Source organism: Desulfosporosinus metallidurans (assembly GCF_001936615.1).
Classification (GTDB): Bacteria; Bacillota; Desulfitobacteriia; order Desulfitobacteriales; family Desulfitobacteriaceae; genus Desulfosporosinus; species Desulfosporosinus metallidurans.
This window is the reverse complement of sequence record NZ_MLBF01000011.1, coordinates 39,477-61,728: the sequence shown is the minus strand read 5'-3', so window position 1 is coordinate 61,728 and position 22,252 is coordinate 39,477. Positions and strand designations below refer to the sequence as shown.

Annotated in this window: 22 protein-coding genes; 18 read left to right on the top strand and 4 right to left on the bottom strand. The window is 46.6% G+C overall.

What is annotated here, in order from left to right; translation table 11 throughout:
* The first annotated feature begins 67 nt into the window (after nucleotides 1-67).
* From DSOL_RS09585 to DSOL_RS09570, 4 genes are all read left to right on the top strand, one after another.
* Nucleotides 68-247 carry a hypothetical protein gene (locus DSOL_RS09585; RefSeq protein WP_075364646.1) on the top strand — a complete coding sequence of 60 codons (180 nt, stop codon included), beginning with the start codon at nucleotides 68-70 and terminating at the stop codon, nucleotides 245-247.
* Between the two features lie 129 nt (nucleotides 248-376).
* Nucleotides 377-1,192 (top strand): basic amino acid ABC transporter substrate-binding protein, encoded by an 816-nt coding sequence (locus tag DSOL_RS09580; RefSeq protein WP_083642403.1) that lies wholly within the window; start codon nucleotides 377-379, stop codon nucleotides 1,190-1,192.
* Between the two features lie 88 nt (nucleotides 1,193-1,280).
* Nucleotides 1,281-1,955 (top strand): amino acid ABC transporter permease, encoded by a 675-nt coding sequence (locus DSOL_RS09575; protein WP_075364644.1) that lies wholly within the window; start codon nucleotides 1,281-1,283, stop codon nucleotides 1,953-1,955.
* Entirely contained in the window at nucleotides 1,942-2,664 is a 723-nt protein-coding gene (locus DSOL_RS09570; RefSeq protein WP_075364643.1) for an amino acid ABC transporter ATP-binding protein, read from the top strand. The genes DSOL_RS09575 and DSOL_RS09570 overlap by 14 nt, the downstream gene beginning before the upstream one ends.
* An 88-nt stretch (nucleotides 2,665-2,752) precedes the next feature.
* Here the strand turns inward: DSOL_RS09570 and DSOL_RS09565 are convergent, their stop codons facing one another.
* The 3 genes from DSOL_RS09565 to DSOL_RS09555 form a co-directional block, all read right to left on the bottom strand.
* On the bottom strand, nucleotides 2,753-3,064 hold the full coding sequence (locus DSOL_RS09565) for a hypothetical protein (RefSeq protein WP_075364642.1): 312 nt from the start codon (nucleotides 3,062-3,064) through the stop codon (nucleotides 2,753-2,755).
* Complete coding sequence (locus DSOL_RS09560; RefSeq protein WP_235838756.1) at nucleotides 3,039-3,725, bottom strand: hypothetical protein; 687 nt, start codon at nucleotides 3,723-3,725, stop codon at nucleotides 3,039-3,041. Before DSOL_RS09560 ends, DSOL_RS09565 begins: the two co-directional genes overlap by 26 nt.
* A gap of 164 nt (nucleotides 3,726-3,889) precedes the next feature.
* A complete protein-coding gene (locus DSOL_RS09555; RefSeq protein ID WP_075364641.1) occupies nucleotides 3,890-4,378 on the bottom strand; it encodes a YlbF/YmcA family competence regulator in 489 nt (162 codons plus the stop codon).
* 129 nt (nucleotides 4,379-4,507) lie between these two features.
* On the opposite strand from DSOL_RS09555, the gene DSOL_RS09550 reads away from it, so the two are divergent.
* Nucleotides 4,508-5,212, top strand: a complete 705-nt coding sequence (locus DSOL_RS09550; RefSeq protein ID WP_075364640.1) for a GDSL-type esterase/lipase family protein — start codon at nucleotides 4,508-4,510, stop codon at nucleotides 5,210-5,212.
* Between the two features lie 166 nt (nucleotides 5,213-5,378).
* On the opposite strand, the gene DSOL_RS09545 is transcribed toward DSOL_RS09550, so the two are convergent.
* Nucleotides 5,379-6,119, bottom strand: a complete 741-nt coding sequence (locus DSOL_RS09545) for a ZIP family metal transporter (RefSeq protein WP_075364639.1) — start codon at nucleotides 6,117-6,119, stop codon at nucleotides 5,379-5,381.
* 188 nt (nucleotides 6,120-6,307) lie between these two features.
* On the opposite strand from DSOL_RS09545, the gene DSOL_RS09540 reads away from it, so the two are divergent.
* From DSOL_RS09540 to glmL, 13 genes are all read left to right on the top strand, one after another.
* Nucleotides 6,308-7,054 carry a GerMN domain-containing protein gene (locus DSOL_RS09540; protein WP_075364638.1) on the top strand — a complete coding sequence of 249 codons (747 nt, stop codon included), beginning with the start codon at nucleotides 6,308-6,310 and terminating at the stop codon, nucleotides 7,052-7,054.
* A 229-nt stretch (nucleotides 7,055-7,283) separates the two neighbouring features.
* Nucleotides 7,284-7,721, top strand: coding sequence for a MarR family winged helix-turn-helix transcriptional regulator (locus DSOL_RS09535; RefSeq protein ID WP_075364637.1), 438 nt, complete (start codon nucleotides 7,284-7,286; stop codon nucleotides 7,719-7,721).
* A 217-nt stretch (nucleotides 7,722-7,938) separates the two neighbouring features.
* Nucleotides 7,939-8,625, top strand: a complete 687-nt coding sequence (locus tag DSOL_RS09530; protein ID WP_075364636.1) for a response regulator transcription factor — start codon at nucleotides 7,939-7,941, stop codon at nucleotides 8,623-8,625.
* Nucleotides 8,622-10,166: a sensor histidine kinase gene (locus tag DSOL_RS09525; RefSeq protein WP_075364635.1), complete on the top strand. Its 1,545-nt coding sequence runs from the start codon at nucleotides 8,622-8,624 to the stop codon at nucleotides 10,164-10,166. Before DSOL_RS09530 ends, DSOL_RS09525 begins: the two co-directional genes overlap by 4 nt.
* A 115-nt stretch (nucleotides 10,167-10,281) precedes the next feature.
* Complete coding sequence (locus tag DSOL_RS09520; protein WP_075364634.1) at nucleotides 10,282-11,829, top strand: efflux RND transporter periplasmic adaptor subunit; 1,548 nt, start codon at nucleotides 10,282-10,284, stop codon at nucleotides 11,827-11,829.
* Nucleotides 11,830-11,882: 53 nt separating this feature from the next.
* Nucleotides 11,883-12,608, top strand: coding sequence for an ABC transporter ATP-binding protein (locus DSOL_RS09515; protein WP_075364633.1), 726 nt, complete (start codon nucleotides 11,883-11,885; stop codon nucleotides 12,606-12,608).
* Entirely contained in the window at nucleotides 12,605-13,822 is a 1,218-nt protein-coding gene (locus DSOL_RS09510) for an ABC transporter permease (RefSeq protein WP_075364632.1), read from the top strand. The genes DSOL_RS09515 and DSOL_RS09510 overlap by 4 nt, the downstream gene beginning before the upstream one ends.
* A gap of 105 nt (nucleotides 13,823-13,927) precedes the next feature.
* Complete coding sequence (locus DSOL_RS09505) at nucleotides 13,928-15,541, top strand: cell wall-binding repeat-containing protein (protein ID WP_235838755.1); 1,614 nt, start codon at nucleotides 13,928-13,930, stop codon at nucleotides 15,539-15,541.
* A gap of 448 nt (nucleotides 15,542-15,989) precedes the next feature.
* On the top strand, nucleotides 15,990-18,161 hold the full coding sequence (locus tag DSOL_RS09500; protein ID WP_170871480.1) for a YcdB/YcdC domain-containing protein: 2,172 nt from the start codon (nucleotides 15,990-15,992) through the stop codon (nucleotides 18,159-18,161).
* A gap of 307 nt (nucleotides 18,162-18,468) precedes the next feature.
* Nucleotides 18,469-19,422: a GntR family transcriptional regulator gene (locus tag DSOL_RS09495; protein ID WP_075364630.1), complete on the top strand. Its 954-nt coding sequence runs from the start codon at nucleotides 18,469-18,471 to the stop codon at nucleotides 19,420-19,422.
* The gene (locus tag DSOL_RS09490; RefSeq protein ID WP_075364629.1) at nucleotides 19,419-20,357 is read left to right on the top strand and encodes a glutamate racemase; all 939 of its coding nucleotides are present in this window, start codon (nucleotides 19,419-19,421) and stop codon (nucleotides 20,355-20,357) included. The genes DSOL_RS09495 and DSOL_RS09490 overlap by 4 nt, the downstream gene beginning before the upstream one ends.
* A 23-nt stretch (nucleotides 20,358-20,380) precedes the next feature.
* Nucleotides 20,381-20,794 (top strand): methylaspartate mutase subunit S, encoded by a 414-nt coding sequence (glmS, locus tag DSOL_RS09485; protein ID WP_075364628.1) that lies wholly within the window; start codon nucleotides 20,381-20,383, stop codon nucleotides 20,792-20,794.
* 73 nt (nucleotides 20,795-20,867) lie between these two features.
* A complete protein-coding gene (glmL, locus tag DSOL_RS09480) occupies nucleotides 20,868-22,247 on the top strand; it encodes a methylaspartate mutase accessory protein GlmL (RefSeq protein WP_075364696.1) in 1,380 nt (459 codons plus the stop codon).
* Nucleotides 22,248-22,252 lie beyond the last annotated feature (5 nt).

The following is a 22,252-nucleotide window of genomic DNA, read 5'->3' as shown; positions in this document are numbered from 1 at the left end:
TTGTCATCTGAAGAATAATAATCATTATAAATACAAGAGTATAAAGTATAAGAGGTTCTCAGAACGAGTGTGGAAAAGGCAGCTAACCATTTTGCCGTGGGTAAAGCTTTCTTCACTACTCGTTTTTATGGGTGTGCTCTTAGTTTTGATGGCGTTTATTCCGGATATGCGTTTCACCCTTGGAGTTGGGTCGGCTTGGATCCTGCTGCTCTATCTGGGATATCGCATGAAGGTCTCTCTAACATAATACTGTATACCTAACATAGAACGGAGGAATTCGTCTCATCCCTGTCGAATATATAAAAGCTGTGGATTTAGAGAATATTTTCAAAGAAAAGCAGAGAATACTAAAAATAGTATTGGGGAGGGACTGAATTTGCGTAAATGGAGTTCTTTGGTCGCGAGTACTTTAGTTTTAGGGCTATTATTAACAGGGTGTGGTGCAGCAAACCAACCCTCAAATTCTTCCGCTACGGGTGGATCGAGCACAGGGTCAGCAAGTGCCCAATCCATTAAACTTGGAGCGGACGTCACTTTTCCACCCTTTGAGCAGATGCAAAACGGTAAAGTCACAGGTTTCGATATTGATATCATTACGGCGATTGCGAAAGAAGCTAACCTTAAAATCGATGGAGATATTAAAACCATGGACTTTCAAGGGTTAATTCCGGCAATTCAAACAGGATCACTAGATGTAGCGGTTGCTGGGATTACGATTAAACCAGAACGCGCTCAGCAGGTTAATTTCTCCAAACCCTATTATAAATCCGGACTTTCCTTACTAGTTAAAAAGGATAGTACGATTACAGGAGTACCGGATCTGAAGGGGAAAACAGTGGCTGTAAAATTAGGCACCACGGGAGATCTCATGATGAGCAAAGAGCAAGGCGTGACCGTTAAACGTTTCAATAACATTGATGAGGCTTATCGTGAATTACAAAACTCGGGCGCGGATGCTGTCATTTTTGATAATCCCGTTCACCAGAACTACATCAATACAGGTCATGATAACGTAAAAGTCGTCGGGAGTCTTTTAACCGGTGAAGATTATGGTATCGCTGTGACGAAGAAGGATGCTCAACTCGTGAACAAGATCAATGATGGTCTTGATAAAATTATTAAAAGCGGAGAGTATGAAAAAATCTATCATAAATATTTTAAAGATAATTATGGGTTAGTCAATAAAAAGTAAGTGTAAGGGTTTGGTGATTTATTAGCATGAGCGCAGCCCCAGGCTGCGCTCTTTCGACTCTGTTGAATTTTAGAGGAGAGGTGAAAGGATGAACTTTTGGCCGATTGTTATGGATGCCATGCCTCAACTTCTTGAAGGGGCTAAGCTCACAATTCTCTATTCGATTGCAGCCGTCTTTTTTGCAACAATCTTAGGTTTAGCTTTTGCTCTATTTAAATTATCGTCAGTCTCCATCCTTCGGAGAATTGGGCAGGGGTACGTCCATATTTTTAGGGGCTTACCTCTTCTTGTTCTCATCTTTTATATATATTTTGCCTTACCTTCCTTGTTCCCTCTCCAAGTCTGGTTTGGAAATAATTACGTGATTATGGCAGGGATTACTGCTTTAGCCCTCAACGAAGGGGCTTACATTACGGAAATTATTCGTGCAGGGATCTTATCGATTGATCGGGGACAGACAGAAGCGGCGATGAGCATTGGTATGACCAGCTTTCAAACGATGCGTTTCATTATTCTCCCGCAAGCCTTTAAACGGATGGTTCCTCCATTAGTTAACCAGTTTATTCAAACCATTAAGGATACCTCCTTGCTTTCCGCAATTTCGGTAGCTGAACTGACGAGGCGGGGACAGATGATTATTTCTGTTAACTTCGCGGGTTTGCAAATCTGGACTGCGATTGCTATCGTATATCTGGTGATTATCCTTAGTTTGACAGCACTTTCCAGTTATATCGAAAGTAGGTGGCAAGTTGATCAGCGTTAAAAACATTACGAAGTATTTTGGCCACCATGAGGTACTCAAGGAGATCTCTGTGGAAATCGCTCCGCAGGAAGTGGTTGTTATTATTGGTCCTTCGGGTTCAGGGAAAAGCACTTTTTTACGCTGTATGAATGGTCTGGAAAGCGTTTCTAAGGGCGAAATCTTTGTTAATCAGACCGAAATCACCCACAATAAAACCAATCTGAGTTTAGTTCGTAAGGAAGTCGGGATGGTCTTTCAACGTTTTAATCTATTCCAACATTTGACTGTCCTCGAAAATATAACCATTGGGCAGGTACAAGTCCTTAAGAAAAGTAAGGAAGAAGCAGAAAAGAGAGCCTATGAGCTTTTGAATAAAGTTGGGCTTCACGATAAAGACAAGGCATGTCCGGAACAACTTTCCGGCGGACAGCAACAGCGGGTTGCGATTGCGCGGGCCTTGGCAATGAACCCAATTGTCATGCTTTTTGATGAACCGACTTCAGCACTCGACCCAGAAATGGTCGGAGAAGTCTTGGCGGTCATGAAAGATCTGGCCAGAGAAGGGATGACCATGGTTGTAGTCACCCACGAAATGGGGTTTGCGCGCGAAGTTGGGGATCGCGTTCTCTTTTTAGATGAAGGCCGGGTTGTTGAGCAAGGAACACCAGAACAGATCTTTAGCCATGCTCAAGAAGAACGGACCCAATTATTCTTAAGTAAAATACTCTAAATAGACAGAGGACAGGAAACTGTCCTCTGTCTATTTAGAGTATATGAAAAGGTTTTTTTCAACGGGATATTTAGGATACTCTCGAATCTTAAAAAAGAAAGAGGATGAGTACAACCAACGCCAGTATCCCAAACGTGCTTAAGGTCACAGCGATGCCGAGTGTGGTTAAGGAAATTTGGGCTAAAAGTACATTTGAGAAAAAGGCTATAAAGAAAAAAAAGGTTATAGCCAAAATACCCGCTCCAACGGGCGGGGACTGTAGAAATGGTACAAGGCGCTTGAACCCATAATCCCAAGTTTCTGGAGTCTTCCCCTTTGAACTGCTATTCGGAGGGGAAGGGGGGATCTGCGGTGAAAGCGAAGGAAAGGCTGGATTATAGGGACGGGTTAGCGTTGGCATAGTTGATTCCTCCATTCAGGAACCGTACTTGGTTAATTTTCGAGGAGGATGCACTATTATTTGTGTTGCTATTGTTAGTTCCGTTGGGAGTTCCTATTCCGGTTCGTTCGATCAAGAACTGAGCAATCATTAAGCCGAGAGCGATGATCAGATTGCCGGGTGCTCCTGGGATTTCGAATAATGGAACGTTGAACGATGTATCTGGGCTCCCGTCAAACGGGGCAAAAGGAGCTGAGACAATCAAGGCGACACTCAAATTATCGGGAAAAAGCGGTTCATCCAACCCTACGGGCCCAAAGCCTTGCCCAGGAACAGGTTGAACAGGTTGAACAGGTTGAAGAGGTTGCATTTGTTGCCCATTGATTGCCGAGTGTATTAGTTGGGTGAGTTGCGGAAAGGTCAGGGTCACAGGATAAAGGTCCGGGTTCGGCCGGGATAGATTTGGGGGATGCACTAAGGAGCGTTTTAAGAGAAAGGCCATGAGTACATCCAAGCCAACGACAATCATGGAGGCATATTGAAGTTCCGTTGATGCCAATGGAAATATCATCGCACTAACTGGGCTAAATCGTAAATCCCTCCGAATGGGGCTACTCACTAGAATGGAAAAAGAGAAAGGAGTTGCCGGCAACGGGGGGGGACATTCATTGCGGTTGATCACGGCGCTCCTCCTTTCTTATCCTTAAAACCACGTGCGAATCGTTACCCATCCCCCTAACAGGATGACAAGCAGGAAGGCGATTAAAGTCATAGGATGTGTGATATCGTTTATGAAATGGGGGCCGTGATAACCGTCGAGTCGCACGACTTATTTACCCTTCTTTCTTATTGTTTGTGAGTAATATCGAGTGGAAGTTTAAGGCCTTTCAACATTTCCGGCGAGATTTGCATTTTTTCCATGCCGCCCGCGCCACCTATTTTATCAAGAATTTGTTGGGCCATGCCTTTTAACTCTTCCGGAATGGGAAGGTCATTGGCCGAGGGCATGCCATGCATTGAGGTGGTGAGAGTTAGATTGACCATGGCCATCAGTTTTTCGTACTTTTGCTGTTCAACAAAGTACGCTTTGATCAGGGGATATTTATTCATAAGACGAATTTTAAGATCGAGAAGTGCTAAGGATTCTTTTTCGGGTATAACTTTACTGAGCATTTGAGTGGTTACAAGTCCGCGTTCTTTTTCTTGGTATTGGCCAAAGGCCTCTTGGCTTAGGGGATCGGCCATAATGGCTGTTTCAGCTGCTTTTAAGGCCTGAATTTCGGGGGTTTGGGACAGGGCTTCCCCCAATTCGCGAGCCTTGTCAATGTAACTCATAAGGTGACCTCCTTTTTTCCTTATACAAATTATGCTCTAAAGGGCGCACTGGTGTATGATATGGTCATCGGATGAAGAAGGAAAGTCGTGGATGGTGTAGAATATTTATAAATGAAAGGGGGGATTCTTATGCGTACGTATCGTTTGCTAATTCGTTTGATTCAAGTTGCTTCTGCACTTGCTTTTATTGTACTGATCGCTGGTTTTCTGGGATTATGGGGGCAAGGCGGCAAAGTACCTGAGACAGGAACTGGGGGAAATACTCAAGGAACGTCTGCGTCCTCTAATTTAACCCAACCATTGAGCAATCCGAAGATTGTCGCCTTAGGAGATTCATTTACCCTAGGATATCCCTTGGACCCTGCGCATTCTTGGACTCAGCGGACGGCGGAAGTTCTCCAAGTCTCTGTGGTTAATAAGGGGAAAGTTAGGCAGACGGCCAAAGACCTTTTGTCTCGCTTTGACGCGGATGTGGTGGCTGAGAAACCAGGTCGGGTCATTATCTTTGCAGGAATTGGAGATGGGATACAGGGGGTAGCTCTCAAAGAAGTTCAAACCAATATCCAAGCGATGGTCGAAAAGGCGAAATCGAATCACATTGTTCCAGTGCTGGCTCTGCCGATCGGGTACCCTGGGGCACAACAAAACATTAAAGAAACTAGGGATTGGGAGGTAGGTTATGCCAAAAAGGAAGCTATCCTGACCTTGGATTTTTCTTCGGTGTTGTTTGATGCAAATGGGAAATATTTAAGTGGGTTATCCGGAGATGGAAAGTACCCAAATGCTAAAGGGTATGAAACCATGGGGGATTATGCTGCGCGAGTACTTAAGTGAACATTAGTAGAGAGTTGACAATGGCTAGTGAATAGTGGCTAATAGATTAGAATGTGATCGAGTCGTGCGAAAATGATTTAGCCCATAGCAAAGGGGATACTGAAAATTCGGTATCCCCTTTGCTATGGGCCAGTTGTTGTTGGGGCTAAGTTGTGTCTTGGACGGTTTAAGCAGGGAGCAGAAGACTGATTAACGTAAAGAGGATAAAGCCGACAGTCCCTCCGAGCAAGGCGTAGTGCGGGTGCCGTTCACGGGAGAGGGGGATGAGCTCGGCAAAGACGAGAAACGTCATGGCACCTGCTGCAAAGGACAGAAAGAAGGCTAGGGAGTTTTGCACACTTTCGAGGGCGAAGAGCCCCAGTAAGGCGCCAAGAGGGGTGAAAAGGGCGATTCCGATGTTGAGTAGAAGGATCTTCCAACGACGAATTTTGGCCATTTTTAAGGGTGCTGCTGTGGCCATTCCTTCAGGGAGATTGTGTAACGCTATGGCTATGGCTATAAGGAAACCGAGGCTGGGGGCAGTTTCTTGGCTAACGGCTATGGCCATGCCTTCCGGGATATCATGTAAGGCGATCCCAGCTGCGATGAGAAGTCCGGTTCTCTTGAGACGTTGACGTCGAGAGAGGGGAAGGGTGTTCGAGGAAGTATTGAGACGTTGGTCGGCAAGGAACATGAAGAGAAGGCCCAGGGCAAACCCAACTCCCACTTGAAGTGGCGGCCCAATCTTCCAGGCACTCGGAAGCAGATCGACGCTCACGACCGCCAGCATTACCCCTCCGGATCCGGCCAGGAGGGAGGCAAGGACTCGTTCTTGTGGTTTTCCAAACAAGAGGACAAGTAGGCTACCAAGCGTTGTGGCCAATCCGGCAATTGTACTAATCCAGATGATTTCGAACATGTCGTGCATGAGGGTCTCCTTTCTATAAACTACCGATATCCATATCTATGCTCGAAGGAACCCTTTATACAAAAAAGACTTGGGATAACTCATGCAAATTTTAAGGTCTTCTGTACTATTTTTGGGGACAAAGCATAGGTTTAAAGTGAGAATAAGCAGGGCTGGATGGGAATAAATCTGGGGAAGGGGCTAGGATTATGAAAATGCGGATGTGGAACAGTTTACTCATGGGGGTTGCTCTCTTCAGCCTAATTTTTCTTGCAGGCTGTGGAACACTGGAGACGTTGGTGAATAAGGATGGAAACACGACTTTAGGCAATTTTATTGGTGGAGATAAAACCGCTCTCCCAGCGGCGACATCAGCGTCAACAGGAGAAACAGCGGCAACCTCTGCGGATCCCATGGTGATTTCACTGTACTTTGCGGATTCAACAGGAAAGTATCTCATAAAAGAAGAACGCATGTTGCCGAAAACGGTGAGTTTGGCGAGAGAAACAGTGACTCAGTGGCTAAAAGGTCCCGCAGTTGTTAAAGGGACGAGTGCTCAGGCCCCTGTTTCCACGGCGACAGTGCTCTTGGGTATTGCCATTAAAGATAACGTTGCCATCGTAGATTTAAGTAAAGAATTTCTGCAACCCAATTCCAAGGTTTCTCCCGAAGTCGCTCTGTATGGACTTGTCAACACATTGACCCAGTTTTCGACCATCAAGCAAGTTCAAATTCGGATCGAAGGAAAACCCCTGACCAAGTATGGGACGATCGATGCTACAAAGCTGGTTAATAAAGCAAGTCTGATTAAAGGGGCCACTTCCACGAACCCAATCTTCCCAAGCTCGGGCACAGGAAGTAGTACGGGAAATAGTAGCACAGGAAATAGCAGTACTGCACTTCCCAATTCCCCAAGCTCCATTAACCTCTTCAATTACCCACCTAGTTCTACTTAACGTGCGTCAGTTTTTTGCCCTTTCGTACACTATTCGTTTGTGGCCAAGGCAAACGTGTCACGAGTAAAGCTCAACAGTCAGTATACCTGGCAGTTGGGCTTTTTTAATGCTTGGACGTGGAACTATAATGTACCCAGGGAGTTGAATGCAAGTCAGCGAATAGCAATGCAGCGTGTACATTTTTATGCTAAAATAGATCTACAAAGAAAATAAGGAAGGAGGCTAGAGGATGCCACCAACCGAAGAATTGAAAAAACAGTTGGAGGAGACCTTAAGGCGCGCCAATACTATCTTGTTTAAGCGTGGTCGATCGATTCTTAATGGTATGGAAATTTCGGCACTTCAGTTCAGTGCACTCTTAAGCATTCGAGAATTTGGACCCATGACGATGGGGGAGTTGAGCAAACATCTTTTTACCGCGTGCAGTACGGCGACAGATCTGGCAGATCGAATGGAACGTGTGGGGTTAGTCCAACGAATTCGAGATGACAAAGATCGGAGGCTGGTCAGGCTGCACTTATTGACGAGAGGGACTGAAGCCCTTGACGCGGTGATTGCAGAACGTCAAAGCTTTGTTGGCGAGGTTCTTAAGGAGTATACGATGGATGAATACGAGGAATTGTTGCGTAGTTTGGAACTGTTGGCACAGAGAATGGAATTAAAATAATTAATATGCCCCCACTTAGGATATCTTAAGTGAGGGTATTCTTTTATTATGTAATCTCCACAAAATCTTGAGGATTTTCCCAAATGCATCTCAAACGTAAGCGGTATACTGAATTATAAATTATAAATTATAAATTATAAATTATAATTCGAACGGGACTCTTTTCGTTGTTTTTATAAAAGTTAATGAGAGATTACAAAAGAAGGGATAGAAGACGATGAAAATCATCTTAGTCGATGATGAACCGGAAATTCTAACTCTCGTTAGAGATTACCTCTCACGGGAGGGATTTAATGTTCTTACGGCGGTCAATGGAAACGAAGGTATGGAGCTGATTGACCGGGAAAAGCCAGACCTAGTGCTGCTGGACTGGATGCTGCCGGGAATGAGCGGGTTAGAAATGTGTAAACACTTGCGTGAGACGAGTACGATTCCGATTATTATGCTCACTGCAAAATCAGAGGAAATCGACCGAGTCCTTGGTCTGGAGTTCGGGGCGGATGATTATATTGTCAAGCCGTTTAGTCTGCGGGAACTGGCTGCGCGAATCAAAACCGTGCTACGGCGTTCCGCCGGGACAGTTCAGGAGACTAATTCTTCAATTCTAATTCGTGGGGAACTGAGCATTGACAGCACAAGCCACAAAGTGGCAAAACGAGGGCAGGAAATTTTTTTAACCCCGACTGAATTTAACATTCTCCATTTGCTCGCGACTCGACCGGGAACGGTCTATAGCCGTCTTCAACTTTTGCGTCAAGCTATGGGAGAAGAATACCTCTACTATGAACGTTCTATTGACACCCATGTGTCTAATTTGCGCAAGAAAATTGAGGACAACCCGAGTGAGCCAAAATATGTAGAAACCGTATTTGGCGTAGGGTATCGGTTCGGAGAAGGGCTATGACGTTGCGGCGCAAGTTTATTTTGGCACTTATCGGAATGGTTTTTTTCATGGCGATTGTCTTTACCTCCATCGCCTTAACGTCAACCCAAGCTTTATTGAGCCATGCTGAATCCTACGTGCAGCAGGCCTTTGGCGAGCGCTTGAGTCAGCTCGTGAGTGTATACTATGAAAACCACGGTGGCTGGGGTGGGGTTCAAGACTATATTTCGAAAGTCCTTGAACCGGACCAGAAATTAGGTCGCCCTCCCCATGACTCCCAACGTTTTTTGGTATTTGATCAAGAAGACAAAGTTGTGGCAGATCCCTCAAATAAAGATCTTGGCAAGCAGTTAACACAGTTTCCATCAGACAATAAGATCTCAAAACAGTGGCAGGGGATTAAGGTAAAAGGGCAAATAGTAGGGCATTATTGGCAAGAGCAACGTCCTAGTGTTATGGATGGTCGATTGGCAAAAACTATTGGGACCTCGATTATTCAGGCTATGCTCATTGGGTTGATTCTGACGTCCTTGGTGGCGTTAGTCTTGGGACTCTTGTTAACAAGTCATTTCACGGAACCTTTAAATCGTCTCATGGAGGCCGTGCGGAAGGTAGGAAAAGGGGATCTTTCTTCACGGGTCGAGGTGGAGGGAAAAGGGGATATTGCGCTCTTAGCCCAAGATTTTAACCGCATGACCGAACAATTGACTCGCAATGAGGAAGTGAGACGCAATATGGTCGCCGATATTGCCCACGAATTGCGCACTCCATTGGCGGTTATCCTCGGAAAACTGGAATCAATTCAGGAAGGGGTGCTCCCTTCCACTCCGGAGACCATTCTTCCAATTCAGGATGAGACGTTACGACTGATCCGCCTGGTGCGAGATCTTCAGCAGTTAAGTCTTGCGGAAGCCGGTAAATTGCCGATGAATTTAAAGCCCGTCAATCTCAGACAGATTGTGGAGAAAATCACAGAGCAATTTGCGATTGAGTTCGAAGAACGGGGGCTTCATATCGAAGTGATTGGGGATGTACCTGAGGTGATTGGGGACCCAGATCGGTTAACCCAGGTTTTTGTAAATTTAATTGGGAATGCTCTCTTGCATACTCCTGCCGGCGGATCTCTGAGCGTGTTGTTGGCGGAGGCAGAAAGGCCTCTAGAAGACGCCCTGATCGATGATGAGACTAGGCGCCGTTTGCGGGATGTCTTCCGGCGCAAAGGGGAAAAAGCCGAAGAAGCGAATCGCAATCGCAGAGACGATAACGGTCCAAGCGAAGTGCGATCTGACGGTTGGGTGCAAGTAACGGTGGTGGATTCTGGAGAAGGAATTCCCGAGGAAGAACTTGATCATATTTTTGATCGTTTTTATCGTGTCGATAAAGCGCGAGAACGGGAAAGCGGTGGAACGGGCTTAGGGCTTGCGATTGCCAAGGAGTTTATCCAGGCCCATGGGGGTTCGATTCAAGTGAAAAGTAAACCTGGTGTGGGAAGCTGTTTCTGGATTTCATTGCCGATAAAACCAAATGCCAGTACGAAAGGGAATACCTTAACAATATCTTAAGGAGTCCTTCGCTGTTTGATCATAATCCTGTGATAGTCTTAGTGAGGAATTATTTCAAAGATTGTGATGAGTATTTCATTTTTAAGGATCAAAAGGGGAGAAAAGGAGCACGAGTATGAACAAAAAATGGGTCACCATCGGGGTCATAGGCGTTTTGGTTTTAGGGGGCGGTTATTGGGGGTATAAAAAGTTTACGACAAAGCCTGTGGTTGCCACTAATATCACCGCGAAAGCAAAAATGGGAGATGTCAATAAAGTGATCACCGCGACTGGAACGGTTAGCTTCCCTCATTCGATTCCGCTGACCTTCCCTAGTCTGGGACGCGTGGTGGAACTCAATATCCAGCCTGGTGATACCGTGAAAGCTGGGCAAGTTCTTGCTAAGATCGACGACACGAAACTTCAGACGGCCGTATTGCAACAGCAGGCCAACTTAACGTCCGCTCAAGCTAAACTGCAAACTCTTGAAGAAGGGTACAATGATCAAACGCGTGCTCAGGCGCAGGCATCCTTGGCAAGCGCGCAACAGGCCGTGGCTACTTCGCAGCAGAATGTAACCACAGCCGAGCAGAATGCGCAACCTAGCTATTTAGCTAACCAAGTTTTGCTGGCTAAACAGACAGTTAATCAGGCTAGTGATGCTTTGGCCAAAGCGCAACAGAGCGGAAATACGGCCTCCATACAACCCGCCCAGAGTACGCTAAACCAGGCTCTAATAGCCTTAACCAATGCTGAGAATGCCCAGAATGGTGGAGCTGCTCAAGCCTTAGCTTCGGCCCAGGCCCAAAGTCGTTCTGCTCAGGCCAATTTAACGGCGGCCCAATATCAAGTGGCTCAGCAAGCTCAGGGCCCAAAATCAGGAGACATTCAATCGGCTCAAGCCAGTATTGCCATAGCGCAGGCCCAGCTCGCCAGCGCACAAACGGATTTAGCGAATGCTACGATCATAGCCCCAACAGATGCAGTGGTTGTCACCTCACCACTACAACTTTACGAATACACAACACTGGCCTCAATCATTACTCTCACTCCAGTAGCAAGTAATCTTCAAGTTGATGCCTCAATTGATCAAGCGGATATTTCACAGATCAAAGCAGGACAGAAAGTGGATATTACCCTCGATGCCTATCCAGATGAACACAGCAGCGGAACTGTGACCTTGGTGGCACTTCAAGGGACGACTGCTTCGAATGTTACAACGTTTAAAGTTACCGTGACGGTAGATAAAGCCAGCGATAAGCTTCGTTCAGGCATGAATGCTAATATTAACATTGTTGTGGCGGAGGCTAAGAATGTCTTAACGGTTCCCAGTGAAGCCATCAAAACCAGAGGAACTAAAAAAGAAGTTACAGTGCCCGTGGCAACAGGTGCTAACAGTACAACAAGTGCCAATACTACCAATAAAGTGGATCAGGCTGCCCAATCGAGCACTAAAACAAACTCTGGCAGTGGAAAGACTGCGGCCAATGTTCAATATGTTCCAGTGGAAATCGGTTTGGATGATGGAACAAATGTAGAAATCAAAAGTGGTTTAAAAGAAGGGCAAGAAGTGGTCATCGGAACTCGTTCCTCCACCACGACGACTAAATCTACTTCGGGATTTAGTTTGGGCGGCGGGAACAGAGGATCTGGTGGTGGGAATGCAGGTGGTCCTCCTAACTGAGTTTAGGATAGAGAATTATAGCAATTCGGCGAATACGTCAGGAGGGATGCCATTTGATAGATCTCAAAGGGATCAAAAAGATATATTCTAACGGTGATATTCAAGTTGCGGCTTTAAATGGGGTGGACCTTCATGTGGGAGCAAATGAGTTTGTCGCCATTATGGGTCCTTCCGGGTCAGGCAAGTCATCGATGATGAATATTTTGGGGTGTTTAGATACCCCAACTGAGGGCGAATATTATCTCGACGGAACGGATGTGGCAAAGGCCAGCGGGGATGAATTATCCGTGATTCGTAACCGCAAGATTGGATTTGTTTTTCAAGGCTTTAATCTGCTTCCTCGGACCACGGCGTTAGAAAATGTGGAACTTCCTATGCTTTATGCAGGGGTGGGGGGGAAAGAAAGGCGGACTCGAGCGATCGCCGCATTGGAATCCGTTGGCCTTGGCGGGCGGATCCATCACCGTCCTAAAGAACTTTCGGGTGGGCAGCAACAGCGGGTAGCCATTGCACGCGCGCTTGTCACAGCCCCTTCGATTATCTTGGCGGATGAGCCCACTGGGAATCTTGACAGTCGGTCTAGTGAAGAGGTCATGGCGATCTTTCAGCACTTGCACGCCTCGGGAAACACGATTATTATTGTCACTCACGAACCGGATATTGCAGAGTTTACCGAGAGGATTGTACGTTTCCGTGACGGCCATATTGAAAAGGATGAAATGGTTGAAAGTCCACGTAAGGCCCAAGCACAGGTCCTGGAGGAGGGGGTAGCAAAGTGAATATATTTGAAAGTATCCGGGTCTCTCTCCGGGCCTTGCGTGCCAATAAACTGCGGTCAGTATTGACTATGCTCGGGATAATTATCGGAGTGGCAGCTGTCATAGCCATGGTTGGGATCGGAAATGGAGCAACCGCTTCGATCACTTCCCAAATCCAGGGCATGGGCTCAAACCTTCTTACAATTAGCTCGGGTCAATCCAATTCCGGCGGGGTCAAGGGTGGGGTCGGTAGCTTAACCACCCTTAGTATGACGGATGTATCTAAGATTCAGATAGGAGCTGCTGTGAAAGCAGTTGCCCCTGTTTCGGGTACCAATGCCCAAGTGGTCTTGGGTTCTGGAAATACTTCGACAAGTATAACAGGAACGACAGAGGGCTATGAAACGATTAAAAATGTCACAATGGCCCGGGGCCGTTATCTCACAAAGGAAGATGTTAGCAGCGGTGCAAGAGTCGCTGTCCTTGGCCCGACCGTTGTGGAAAATCTTTTAGGGGACGCCAATGCTTCTATCATTGGAGATATTATTAAAATTAACAACGTTCCCTTTCAGGTCATTGGTGTGACAACGGCCACAGGGTCAACTGGCTTTCAGAGCAGTGACGATATGATTACAGCACCCATCACAACGGTTCAGGCTCGCTTGATGGGGAAAAAGACGTTGCGTAATATTCTGGTCTCGGCTACGTCAGCGGACATGATGCAAACAGCCCAAGATGAGATTACAGCAGCTTTGCATAAAGCTCATAAAATCCAGACTGGCAAAGCGGATGACTTCAGGGTCCAGAATCAGGCGGATATGTTGGCAACCATGACATCGGTAACGCAAACGTTGACCATGCTCTTGGGTGGAATTGCAGGAATTTCCTTACTGGTCGGGGGAATTGGAATCATGAATATCATGCTCGTTTCGGTCACTGAACGAACAAGGGAAATCGGAATTCGGAAAGCAATCGGAGCTAAAGGTATGGATATTCTATTGCAGTTCCTGATCGAGGCCGTCGTGCTCAGTATCTTAGGAGGAGGGATTGGGATCGCCTTAGGCTATGGAGGATCTAGCCTGGCCGGAAAGGCCTTGTCGATGAGTACCAGTATTTCCATGACCTCAGTGTTCTTGGCCTTCGGCTTCTCTGCCGCAATCGGCATCATCTTCGGGGTTTTCCCGGCACGAAAAGCCGCTGCTATGGATCCTATTGATGCTTTAAGGTACGAGTAATTTGAATGCAAGACCGAGGGACGGTTCTTGACTTGCATCATAGAGAAAGGGAAAGCATATCGCTTTGTGTTCACATATCTGTAAGTTTAGAGAGGAGAAATATACGTGGGGAAAAAGAGACAGACGCGATCGGTTTTGGGTGTTCTGTTGATGGTGTTTTTAATGATAGGTATGATCCCGGGGGTAGCTTCAGCGACCACAAGTGATGGAAGTACATGGCTCTCATGGCTCAATTTTGCGACCAGCGCAGACTCCACACTAATTGCTGGAGAAACAAGTAATATAAATGTTCAACTTTGGGATAACAAATCGGATCCTTTTACGGGATCTGTAGGTAGCGCTACCATTACAGACTCAAAGGGGGTAGCAAAGTTATTTCAAGTTTCGGGATCTGCTGGAGATTATACAATTTCTAACGTGATGTTAGATGAAGCAGGAGAATATCAGTTGGTCATACGCCAAGGAGCTTCGGGCACAGCGTTAGCCGCAGGAACTATTAATGTCCTGAATGCGACAACCATCATTACAGATTCTCTCGTCATCAATACGACTAATACCATAAGGGTTAAGGTGACGGATTCTGCTGGGAATCCTTTGGCTCGGAAATCTGGAACTGTAGACGGAACGATGATCGGGGCAACAGCCCTATCTTATACAACTCTTAGTGATGGGACCTTTACGTTTATGATGGCACCAACCTTGTATGGTAGCGCCAACATTGTTTACGCTGGACATGTGATTGGTACAATTCCGGTTCGTCCCGCCTATACGCAAAATGCGCGAATCGGAGGGACAGCGGAGGATAACGTGGCCCTCTCAGTTGAGATTGCCAAAAGTGGTTGGACAATGGGGGCGCCTTATGTGATCTTGGCAAGAGATGATCAATTTTCGGATGCTCTAGCCGCTGCCCCTCTCTCTAAAAAGCTTGGTGCGCCAATTCTAATGACGAATTCTAATAAATTGGACGATCGAACGCTCGCAGAGATTCATGCATTGGGCGCAAAGAATGTTTACATCGTCGGTGGAACAGTTGCTGTTTCGCAAAGTATCCAAGATACTCTGAGTGGTGAGTTTACGGTTACTCGGGTCGCCGGACTCCAAGCCTATGATACGGCTGCTATGATCTCCTCTAATGTGGGGATTGATCCCACCCATACCGTATATATTGCTAATGGGTATGCCATACCGGACGCTATCGCGATCAGTGCTTTTGCCGCCGAGCAAGGAAGCCCAATTCTACTTACAGATCGAGATGTATTACCGGCTTCTACACTGCAGGCTCTGACCGATCTCAAGGCGAATAACGTCGTCTTGCTTGGTGGGACTGCGGTTATTGGCACTCAAGTGGAAAGTCAATTAAGTTCTAAATATTTGGTCAAACGCTGGGGTGGATTTGATCGCTACGACACCCAATCGATTATCTTCCAAAATCTTTTTAACACCCAAGCTCCCCAATCCCCACTCTACTTTACATCTGGGCTTGTTCGTCAAGATGATGTCAGTGCAGGGAATCCCTATGCCGATGCCTTATTGACGGCCGCTCTGGCTGCTAAGAATGGTGGCTTTGTGGCCATGCTTCCGAAGAATACCCTTCCTTCGAGTTTAAACTACTTCTTGTTATTTAATAAAGGGTATATTTCTAAAGCAACCGTAGTGGGCAACAACAGTGGCGTTTCACAGGATTTGGAGCAACAGCTTAGGCAAATGTTGAGTCGTTAATCTAGTCGTTAAGTGTTTCGTTAGTAATAGCGAGTGACGAAGATGATCGTGGTTCGTTGAATACGCAAAGAAGACCTGTTACAAATTGTGACAGGTCTTTCTTTAGTGCCAGTCAGAAAGTATAACTTTCGGATAGCAAAAGTGCAACTAAAATAATCTATTCATACATACATATAGAGAGGCAATGCCTAATTGATCTCAGACAGCGATACTCGAAATTAGAATAAATTAACTAAGGTGGTGACAAATGTATAAAAGTTGTAATCTGAAAGAAGGTAAAATGTGGATGTTGGCGAATATAATAATTGAAGTATTTTATGGCTAAAGACAACCTCTTAAGATTCTAATTTTTTAAAAGAAGGGGGCGGGCTTTTTCAAAAGGTAATATAGAAAGGATTGATGGAAATTGCTAAGGAAGATTCGGCGTTTGAACATTTTGGTTGTTTTTATGCTCCTTTTACAATTAGCGGTTTATCCTGCAAATACCCTCGGAAACGAGAACCCAAACCCAGCGGTTAAGCCCTCCCTCGCAAAGCCTACTATTACGGCCGAGCAGGCTGTGCAGAAGGTCAAAGACAACTTTACAATTCCTGAGAACTATGTACAACTGTCTACTGGATATAACGATTATAACAATCGTGCCACCTATTCTTTAAATTGGAATGCAGTAAATCAACCGAGCGGGAGTTTTCATGCCGAGGTCGACGCAATGACCGGTGACATCTTAAATGTTGGTCAATGGGAGGGGCCGCTCAAGCCAGTTTTTAGGTTACCTGTCCTGTCCGCAGGTGAGGCAGAGAAAATAGCTACAGATCTGATTTCAAAATTAGCGAGTAAGCATCAGTCAGAAATGCAACTTGTCAAAGATGAGCAACAAGTTTTTGCATTAAACAACTCTCAACCCTTTACGTACAATTTCCACTGGATCCGCATCGTAAACGGTATTCAGTTTCCTGGCAATGGAGTGAATGTGAGTGTCAGTGGAGACAACGGACAAATTAGAAACTACAACTATAATTGGACGCAAGATCTTGTTTTTCCTGAGGCAGCAAACGTTATTTCGCCTGAAAAAGCGCGTCAGGTATTCACAGATACTCTGATGATCCAATTACAGTATTATTTACCCCAGATGATGAATCCCCAAAAACCGGAACCCCAGCGCGTACTTCTCGTGTATCAGTTAGCCAATAAATACAATGGGGGAGCTATTGATGCGTTGAGTGGGAAGCCGGTGACTCTTGACCCACAGGTTGGCATCTATCGGTCCATGAACTCAGTGAGTGGTGTTCCGGTTGGGACAACGACGGAGGCTACCTCTCCTGTGATAAAAGCGACTGGCCCGGATGCCAAAGGAAATAACCAACAAATTAGCCGGGATGAAGCAGTTGACGTGCTTAAGAAAGTGGTTGAAATTTCGAGTGATCTCGTCCTCCGTAATTCTAGCCTGAACCCGGATTGGCAAAATCCCAGTGAACAAGTCTGGAATTTAAATTGGAATAGTGAGTCCTCCAATATGGGAGAACAACGTTACCTTAATGCTCGCGTGAATGCTAGGACAGGGGATATCGTTGGTCTTAGTATGTCTAATGCCAAAAACCCTGACGATAAGTCTAATCCCCTGGATCGTGAAGGTGCGCAAAAATTAGCGGAGGACTTCCTCAAACGCCTACAGCCTGAGCGTTTTAAGCTTGTTAAAATGGAATCGGAAAACGTCTATGGAGGAAAAATGCCTCCCAATATTCAGGTATTTAATTATGTTAGGGTCGTCAATGGCATTCCAGTTTCACGCAACGGGATGAACATCATCGTGGATACGGTTGCCAAACAGGTCAACAATTATGATTTGAACTGGTCTAACGTGGAATTCCCCGGTTCCTCTGGTGTGCTCCCTCTTGACCAGGCCACAGAACGGTTTTTAAAAGCACGTCCCTTGGAGTTGAATTACTCCCTGAATTTCCAACAGAATGGGCAACAGGAAGTCCGCTTAGTCTATCAACCTAGTACAGACTACAGCATGTACATTCCTGCGATGCTTGATGCCAAAACCGGTGACCCGATGGATTGGTATGGCAAGTCGCAGTCCCAATGGTCTAAGCCCCACAACTATACGGATATTAAGGGGAATTATGCAGAAAAAGAAATCGGCATTATGGGCCTGACGGGGGCCTTTGGGGAATACGGAGAGACCTTCCGTCCGGATGAAAAAATCACCGCTGGTTCGCTTTTACGGGCAATGATTATGGCGGAAGGAAATAACCGGGACCGTGTTTTGACCGATGACGATGTTTTGAAGATCGCTAAAGAGCGTGGTTGGCTTCATGAGGATTTAAAACTAGGGTCTGAATTGAGGCGAGATGATCTGTCTAAAATGATGATTCGCCTCATCAACATGGAAACGTCAGCGCAGGTAAAAGGCATCTATGCGGTTCCATTTAAAGACGCGAATACGATTGAGCCCGATTCACTGGGCTATATTGCTCTCGCCTGGGGACTGGGTATCTTGAAAATTGATGAAAATACCTTGCAGCTAAACCAAACCGTAACAAGAGCAGAAGCCGCCTACGCTTTAGTCCATGCCTATGCAGTGGAGCGACCACAGAATGTTTACATGAAGGGTTAGAGCGAAAGAAGTTAAAGAATTTTTCAAGCCGTTGTGCGAATGGACACGTCGAATAAGTCCAGGACCTGTCATGTTATGTGACAGGTTCTTTATTTTAATCGTCTTGCCCTCTATTTTTTTGTCCAGGCATAGATATTAACATTATTTTTTATAAATACTAAGATGAAGAAGGAAAATCTGAGAAAGGGTCGAATAGTATATTACATAAATAATTGGACTGGTTAACCGTGCCAATTAGGATTGATCCAATTCTGGGACCTAAAGGGATTGCGAATTAACTTGCTGGGATGGGGAAGAGAGGGTTTGGATGGATCTAGATCGCCAAAGTGGTGTGCCCTATTATATTCAGCTTAAAGAGCAGATTCGGCGCAAAATCACCCAAGGGGTGTGGGCTGCAGGAACGAAGCTGTTAACAGAGCGGGAGCTGGCTGTACGGTTAGCGGTGAGTCGCAATACCGTGAGCCAAGCCTACAAGGAATTAGAGAGTGAAGGGATCTTGAGTTCGGTGCGAGGGCGAGGGACCTTTGTGGCAGATACGTTCTTGATTATGCAGCAAGAAGGACGCAAGGAGAAGGTCTTGCGCATCGTGGATGTGGCCATGGAAGAGGCGGTGGGGCTAGGGTTCTCGATTGATGATTTTGTCTCCTTTGTGCATGTGCGCGGGATGGAAAAGAAAGATCTTCTTTCCCGCCGGAAAGTAATCTTTGTGGTTGGGAATCCCGAACAACTCGCGGAAGCCAATTGGAACCTCGGTCCAGGTGTGAGTTTGTTGCCGTTTTTGCTTTCCGAACTTCAGGAGTCACCTAGAGTGCAAGAACGTTTAGCAGGCATGGATATGGCTGTCACAGGAGTGAATCACCTTGCAGAAGTTAAAACTCTGTTAGATAAACTGTCCCTTCCGATTTTGGGGATTTCACTGCAGCCCAAGCTTGAAACGATTGTGCGCATTGCCAAATTGACTATGGGCCGGGAGTTGGCGCTGGTGTGTGAAAGCCATCAATTCGCCGAAAACGTCAAACTTGCCTTGAATCAAGCCGGTTTGTACCCGGCCTTGAGAACCATGATTCAGCCGAAAGAGACGGAGTTGCGTGAAGCTTTGCTGGAATGTGGGGCAGTGATTACGGCTCCTAAGCTTCGATTCCAGGTTGCAAAGGTACTTCCGGAAAATATGGAATGTATTGAATTTCGGTTTGAACCGGATGCTGGGAGTTTGAATTTACTTAGAGGCGCCTTACTTGAATTAAAGGGGGAGAAACGTTGAAGAAACAACGCGTAATCGGCCTGTTCGACTCCGGAGTGGGTGGACTTACGGTGATGAAAGAAATTCTCGAGCAACTGCTCGATGTTCGAATTGTTTATTTTGGGGATACCGCACGAGTTCCGTATGGTAATCGTACTCGCGAAGAGTTGATTCGTTTTGGGGAAGAGATTGTCACCTTTTTGATTGGACAAGGGGCAGAGGTGATTGTTGTAGCTTGTAATACCAGTTCGGCAACCGCACTTCCAGTGTTGCGGGAACGCTTTGACATTCCGATGATTGGCATGGTCGAACCAGGGGCTCGTTTGGCGGTTGAAAAAACTATAGCGGGCAGGATTGGGCTGATTGCCACAGAAACCACGGTGCGCAGTAAGGCTTATTCGTCTGGGGTGAGTCGTGCGTTAGCCAAAGGGAGCATACCAGAAGATGCGGAGCTTCGGGGGGCTTGGCAACAAGGAGAACAAGCCATTAGTGTCGTTAGAGCACAGGGTTGTCCACTCTTTGTGCCTTTGATAGAAGCTGGGTTGGCCAACTCCGCTGAAGCTCGAGGGATCGCCAAAACTTATTTGGCACCCCTCAAGGATGCTGGAGTGGATGCTCTTATTTTGGGGTGTACGCATTACCCCTTTCTTGAGCCAGTCATTAGGGAGATCTTAGGAGAAGATGTGGTAATCATAGACCCGGCTTTGGCGGTTGTGCAGGAGCTCGAACTCTTGCTGGAACAAATGGATGAGCGGGAACAAACGGGATCAGTAGGGAATGCTGGAAAACCAGAAACTATTGGACTGGCTGCCGCGCCATCTGCTTTGGTGCTGGGGAAAAGTCATTGGCGAACTCGCTACTTTGTGAGTGGTGACCCGGGTCTTTTTCGACAAGTCGGCAATACGCTGCTGCAAGAGCCGATCGACCTTGTGGAGCAAGTAACGCTAGGGGATTAAAAAACAACCAGGAGGAATTCATCGTGGAACAAAAGACCTTAGTTTTAGGGGTTATCGGAGCAGATGTCCATGCTGTGGGGAACCGAATTTTGGATTATGCGTTCACTCAAGCTGGGTTCAAAGTAATTAATATTGGTGTGCTGGCAACTCAGGAAGAATTCATTCATTCAGCGATTGAAACGAATGCGGATGTTTTGATGGTCTCATCCTTGTATGGACATGGGGAGATGGATTGTCGAGGGTTGCGGGAGAAATGTCAGGAAACAGGAATTGGCAACATCCTGATGTATGTCGGCGGTAACTTGGTGGTCGGCAAACAAGACTTTGATTCCGTCGAAGAGCGGTTCCTAGCTATGGGGTTTGACCGAGTTTATCCGCCTGGGACCATGCCGGAGACGGCGATTGCCGATTTGCGTAAGGATTTAGGGATTGAGTAAAGGATTCGAACAGAACAAAAGGACTCGAACAGAGTCTCAAAATGACCAACGGAAATTAAAGGGGGAATGGACCTTGCAAGCAGTCCTTCTCATTGATTTTGGCAGTACGTATACCAAAGTGACGATTGTAGATCTCGATCGTGAGGAGATCATCGGGACGGCCCGAGCGGGTACGACCATCGAAACTAATATCATGGATGGGTTGAAGGCGGCGTTGGCTCAGATTCCTGAACCGGAGGGGGGCTGGAATTTTGTCCGCAAGCTCGCCTGCAGCAGCGCGGCCGGTGGGTTGAAGATGATTGCCAGCGGTTTGGTTAAAGAATTGACCGCTGAGGCGGCAAGACGAGCGGCCTTGGGAGCAGGTGCTCGAGTGCTCCAAGTCTTTAGTTATGAGCTGACTCCCCAGGATATCGAGAAAATCACAGCCTCTAAGCCGGATATTCTTTTGTTAGCGGGTGGAACGGACGGCGGGAATAAAGAAGTTCTCCTAAAGAATGCAGAAATGCTTTGTTCGCTTCCTATCAGCCTTCCGGTCGTGGTTGCGGGAAATAAAGTGGCGTCCACACAGGTTGCAGATAGTTTGAAAAAGCGACATGATCCCGTAGTTGTGGCGGACAATGTGATGCCCGAGCTGGGCGTTTTGTCCGTGGAATCTGCTCGTATGGCAATTAGGGACGTGTTTTTATCTCATATTATCAAAGCTAAGGGATTAGACAAGGCGGAAGAATTTCTGGAGCGGATCATGATGCCAACGCCGGCAGCGGTGCTTGCAGCGGCAGAACTTCTGGCTCAGGGACATGGTTCTGAACGGGGAATCGGGGAACTGATGGTTGTGGATGTCGGAGGGGCCACGACGGATGTACATTCGATTGCCAAGGGCGACCCGAGCAAACCCAGCGTGATGCTTAAAGGCTTGCCAGAACCCTTTGCCAAACGAACAGTAGAGGGGGATCTGGGCATGCGTTACAGTTCGGAGGCTTTAGTGGAAGCATCTGGACGTCGTTTGTTCGACTATCTCGGTTGGACTGACGAACAAGTAGCGTATCAATTGGAATTATGTAAAGAAGATCCTTGGCGGGTCCCTCAAACGGAAGAGGAAGCCAAGTTCGATGTGGCTATGGGCCGAATGGCTGTAGGTTTAGCGGTGGATCGCCATGTGGGAACGATTGAGGTTGTTTATACTCCGTTCGGAGCGACCTACGTCCAGCATGGGAAGGATTTGACTCCCCTGAAGGTGGTTATCGGGACGGGAGGAGTGCTTCTCCATCATCCGGATGTCGAGGAAATTTTACAGGGAGCAGTCTTTAATTCGGAGGAACCCACGATTCTCAAGCCACAAAGCCCCGCTTTTTATTTGGATAAAGACTATATTTTAGCAGCAATGGGTCTGCTTCGTGAAGTGGCGCCTCAGGTCGCGCTTCGGATGATGAAAAAATATGTGGTCAAATTATAGGAGGG

What these genes read in the sequence shown, in the direction of transcription:
- DSOL_RS09530 (WP_075364636.1), top strand. Translation starts at nt 7,939, where the DNA reads ATGAAAATCATCTTAGTCGATGATGAACCGGAAATTCTAACTCTCGTT.
- DSOL_RS09545 (WP_075364639.1), bottom strand. Translation starts at nt 6,119, where the DNA reads ATGCACGACATGTTCGAAATCATCTGGATTAGTACAATTGCCGGATTG.
- DSOL_RS09565 (WP_075364642.1), bottom strand. Translation starts at nt 3,064, where the DNA reads ATGCCAACGCTAACCCGTCCCTATAATCCAGCCTTTCCTTCGCTTTCA.
- DSOL_RS09540 (WP_075364638.1), top strand. Translation starts at nt 6,308, where the DNA reads ATGAAAATGCGGATGTGGAACAGTTTACTCATGGGGGTTGCTCTCTTC.
- DSOL_RS09520 (WP_075364634.1), top strand. Translation starts at nt 10,282, where the DNA reads ATGAACAAAAAATGGGTCACCATCGGGGTCATAGGCGTTTTGGTTTTA.
- DSOL_RS09500 (WP_170871480.1), top strand. Translation starts at nt 15,990, where the DNA reads ATGCTCCTTTTACAATTAGCGGTTTATCCTGCAAATACCCTCGGAAAC.
- DSOL_RS09535 (WP_075364637.1), top strand. Translation starts at nt 7,284, where the DNA reads ATGCCACCAACCGAAGAATTGAAAAAACAGTTGGAGGAGACCTTAAGG.
- DSOL_RS09495 (WP_075364630.1), top strand. Translation starts at nt 18,469, where the DNA reads ATGGATCTAGATCGCCAAAGTGGTGTGCCCTATTATATTCAGCTTAAA.
- DSOL_RS09525 (WP_075364635.1), top strand. Translation starts at nt 8,622, where the DNA reads ATGACGTTGCGGCGCAAGTTTATTTTGGCACTTATCGGAATGGTTTTT.
- DSOL_RS09575 (WP_075364644.1), top strand. Translation starts at nt 1,281, where the DNA reads ATGAACTTTTGGCCGATTGTTATGGATGCCATGCCTCAACTTCTTGAA.
- DSOL_RS09550 (WP_075364640.1), top strand. Translation starts at nt 4,508, where the DNA reads ATGCGTACGTATCGTTTGCTAATTCGTTTGATTCAAGTTGCTTCTGCA.
- DSOL_RS09555 (WP_075364641.1), bottom strand. Translation starts at nt 4,378, where the DNA reads ATGAGTTACATTGACAAGGCTCGCGAATTGGGGGAAGCCCTGTCCCAA.